The organism is Vibrio sp. RM-41-2B, assembly GCF_024744415.1.
GTDB lineage: Bacteria > Pseudomonadota > Gammaproteobacteria > Enterobacterales > Vibrionaceae > Vibrio > Vibrio diabolicus.
Genome location: NZ_JAMQWD010000030.1, coordinates 1 through 3,806, shown reverse-complemented (window position 1 = coordinate 3,806; position 3,806 = coordinate 1). Strand labels below are relative to the sequence as shown.

Here is a 3,806-nt window from a genome sequence, read left to right as displayed (position 1 = left end):
GACAGCGAGTTGTGAATCAATACTCGTTATTCAGTTCCGGAATTGGCGAGCTCTATCATATGTCAATTGCTAGCATCGGTCTGAAATTATTAGTTCCAAATCTATATAGGAGTTTCAGACATGTTTAAGAGTATGCATAGAGCGGAAGAACCACTAGTTATTTGTAATGTTTGGGATGTGCCTAGTGCGAAGGTCGCAGAGAAAGTAGGTTTTTTAGCTATCGGTACTTCTAGTGCTGCAATTGCGAGTAATCTTGGAAAAGATGATGGAGAGAACATTGAGTTCAATGATTTATTGTCAATTGTAAAAGCAATTGGTAGCTCAACTAATCTGCCTTTGACAGTTGATATTGAATCAGGTTTTGGAAATACACCAGAACTCATAGTGAAGAATATTATCGAATTGGTGAAAGTCGGTGTCGTTGGCATAAACATAGAAGATAGTATTGTAATAGAAGGTCAAAGACAGCTATGTGATGTTGCACTATTTGAGAAAACGCTAAAGCAAGTTAGGGGCTTACTCGCGGAAGCTGATATTGAAGTATTCATTAATGTCCGGAGCGATGCATTCTTGCTAAATGTTGGGGAACCTCTAGCTGAGAGTATTGAGAGAATTAATAGGTACCAACAATCTGGCGCTGATGGAATTTTTCTACCATGTATTAGAGAAGTTAATGATATTGAAACTGTTGTAGCAAGCACGTCGCTACCAATAAATGTAATGTGTATTCCTGAATTACCTAGTTTTCCAGAACTTAAAGCTCTGGGCGTCAAACGTATAAGCATGGGGAATTTCGTGCATGAGGCAATGCTTGCCTCACTGTCCTCTAGCTTGATGTCTATTAAACGAGAACAGTCGTTTCAAACTTTGTTTTTATAGTATCGTAGGTGTTATAGCTGTCACCTAACAATCTGTTTAAGAGCGATTCGCAACGCTTGGCATTTTTGCTATGCGTTGCGTTTAGTGTTTAAGGTGGTATGCGATGGCTTCGGTATTGCGTTGCTCACACCTTAACAGGGCGTTAGTTTGCAAGAGGAAAAACGCGCCTATATCGCAAGATCTAGTGGTAAAAGCTTAAAGTCGAAATTGTCGTATCGGCACTCAATTTCAGTGTTAACTTGCGTGGTGTAAACTCAAAATTGGTATCGTTTCAACGGTTGATTTGTTCTTTGGTGCGGCGACTTTTGGGTTAACTGAGTTGAACTTTTTTTGCTGCAACTCTGCTCGTTGAGTTTGTTGGTATAAAAGCCGATCTACTCGCTGAAGTGACGCTTTCTTTGGTGTGGCAAGTTCCACGTGGTTTCAGTGACTTTGTTGAAAGTCCGCATTGTGAGATTAGCTTTCCTAAAGCGCTTTTTGGTGTTGAAAGTCCGCATTGTGAGATTAGCTTTCCTAAAGCGCTTTTTGGTGTTGTGAGTTCGTTTTCTGCGGCGTTGTTTGTTCCAAGTGGTTTCATTGAGTAGCCGCTTTGAGACTACGCCTGACTTAGGTGTATCAAAACACATAAAGTTTATTGTTTGCAAAGTTTAAAATAACGTAAAATCAACGCTTTGGGTTTGCAAACTAACAAACTTCTCAAGAGGGATTCGCAACGCGTGGCATTTTTACTGTGCGTTGAATTTAGTGATTAAGGTGGTTTGCGGCGGCTTCGGTATTGCGTTGCTCACCCCTTAGCAGGGCGTTATGTGTATTGGGAATTTATGCGTTTAGATTTAAAGTCAAATATCATCAAACTAATTGATAGTAATAGTCTTTTTGGTGTCATGAATGACACTAAGTGGAACAATTTGCTTACAGCGTTGAGCGATATCGATGAGCTACTAAGCTACTAAGCTACCGAGTTACCTACATTGACGGGCCAACATGGCCGGAAAGTGACTCTAGCTATCAATATACCAGTGAACTGGCACAAATATGGGGAAACTTTCGAGCGATACATTTTATTGATATTGATGCTCGTATCTCTCATTCAAGAGGCGTTTTGCTGGAGCCAGAAGTTCTAGATCATAGGGATAAGGTCATTGCAATATGTAAAGAGCAAAATGCTAAAATATCTCTCACAGAGTGTGGTGTTAGAATTTGGGGCTATTTTCAGCACGGTAAAGATATAGAAATGTATAAATACACATAACAAAGCGTTCAAGAGCGACTCACAACGCGTGGCATTTTTGATATGCGTTGGGTTAAGTGATTACGGTGCATTGCAGAGGCTTCTGTATTGCGTTGCTCGCACCTTAACGCGGCGTTAGCTGTCTGAGGAGATTATGAATAAAAATTTAACTGTGATTGGTTTTGTATTGACGGCAATATACATGGTCGGTTTGCTCTTAATATTAAGTGATCGAATTGGGCAAATACTTGTCATGGACTTAAACGAAGTTGGAGATTTCTTTGCCGGCATCTTTGGACCTGTAGCGTTTTTGTGGCTAGTACTCGGTTTTTTGCAGCAAGGGAAAGAGTTACAACAGAGTACCAAAGCACTTGAGCTGCAAGCGGCAGAACTTAATCAGTCTGTTAAGCAACAGCAAGAGTTGGTTGAAGTTACTAGAGCCCAGTTGGAAGCTGAGCGCAATGTTGTTGAGTTGGAAAACAAACGGCGTGTTGAGGCGGCAAAGCCTAATTTTGTATTCCTTGCTGTTGGGGCTACTCATAGTGCTGGTAAAAGTACATTTAGAGTTAATGTAAAAAACACAGGAAGTACATCTACTAACTTGAATATAGTATTTAGTGAGCCAATGGCACAGCAGCATCCAACGGAAGTTCATGCTTGGGAAATGAGTCAAGAAGTTCAATTTCAGTTTAGGTTTGCTAGCGCTATACCTGAGGAGTCAGCTGTTACAATTCATTATGTTGACGCTCTTGGTAGCTCAGGACAAAGTGAGTATAAAATCGTAAAACAACTTACAGACTCACCTAACCCAAGTCTTAAGGTAATACCAAAAACCAACAGCTAACAAACTGTTTAAGAGTGATTCGCAACGCGTGGCATTTTTACTATGCGTTGATTTTAGTGTTTAAGGTGGTATGCAGTGGCATCGGTATTGCGTTGCTCACACCTTAACAGGGCGTTATATACCTAGGGAGCATAAAGGTGAAAAATAAAATAAAGTTAGTTTACTCATTGTTATTGTTAGTAGTTCTTACAGGCTGTCATCTACGTTGAAACCGCAAGATCTTAAGGAAGTTGAAACCGTCGGGGTAGTTAACGAGTTTCCTGAATATCCTAACTTTGTAACGACTGGTACAACGATATTTAACAACGATTATGATGCAGTTAAAGATAGTTCTTTCTCTGATTTACTTGTTAAAACGGTCAAAGACTATGTCGAGGCAAAAGGGATGGCGGTTAAGCTTATCTCGGAGTCAGAAATCGGTGATGTTGATATGGCTATAAAGCTTGTACCTAGAGATATTTATGGTGTATCGAATACTTTCGGCTATGGTGTCCATCAACAATCAATCTTTGGTAAACGAATGGGTGCAATAACATATGTATCGTTAAATGTTGTTCCATATATTGATGGCGACAGCAAATGCAGTACGTGTTACTTAAAAGGGGTTAAGGTTCTCGACATTGAAGAGCTTCCCGCGCAGTTCTCGCTTTTATCTCAAGATGAACAAGCGCATGTAAAAGATAGTCTTGATAACAATATCCAAGAAACACTGACTAAAATTTTAGTCGATAGCGGTATATAACAAACTGTTTAAGAGTGATTCGCAACGCTTGGCATTTTTGCTATGCGTTGCGCTCAGTGTTTAAGGTGTTATGCGGGAGCTTCGGTATTGCGTTGCTCACACCTTAACAG

5 protein-coding genes are annotated in these 3,806 nt (G+C 40.2%); all 5 read left to right on the top strand.

Going from position 1 to position 3,806, the window contains the following annotated elements; all coding sequences use genetic code 11:
• The first annotated feature begins 120 nt into the window (after positions 1 to 120).
• The 5 genes from NB463_RS16165 to NB463_RS16135 all read left to right on the top strand — a co-directional run bounded on the left by NB463_RS16165 (position 121) and on the right by NB463_RS16135 (position 3,696).
• Positions 121 to 879, top strand: a complete 759-nt coding sequence (locus NB463_RS16165; RefSeq protein ID WP_258432277.1) for an isocitrate lyase/PEP mutase family protein — start codon at positions 121 to 123, stop codon at positions 877 to 879.
• Between the two features lie 821 nt (positions 880 to 1,700).
• Complete coding sequence (locus tag NB463_RS23955; RefSeq protein WP_405054837.1) at positions 1,701 to 1,832, top strand: DUF6678 family protein; 132 nt, start codon at positions 1,701 to 1,703, stop codon at positions 1,830 to 1,832.
• A gap of 17 nt (positions 1,833 to 1,849) precedes the next feature.
• On the top strand, positions 1,850 to 2,131 hold the full coding sequence (locus NB463_RS23930) for a DUF6678 family protein (protein WP_309303501.1): 282 nt from the start codon (positions 1,850 to 1,852) through the stop codon (positions 2,129 to 2,131).
• 133 nt (positions 2,132 to 2,264) lie between these two features.
• A complete protein-coding gene (locus tag NB463_RS16145; protein ID WP_258516014.1) occupies positions 2,265 to 2,954 on the top strand; it encodes a hypothetical protein in 690 nt (229 codons plus the stop codon).
• 205 nt (positions 2,955 to 3,159) lie between these two features.
• The gene (locus tag NB463_RS16135; protein WP_258431597.1) at positions 3,160 to 3,696 is read left to right on the top strand and encodes a hypothetical protein; all 537 of its coding nucleotides are present in this window, start codon (positions 3,160 to 3,162) and stop codon (positions 3,694 to 3,696) included.
• The last annotated feature ends 110 nt before the right edge of the window (positions 3,697 to 3,806 follow it).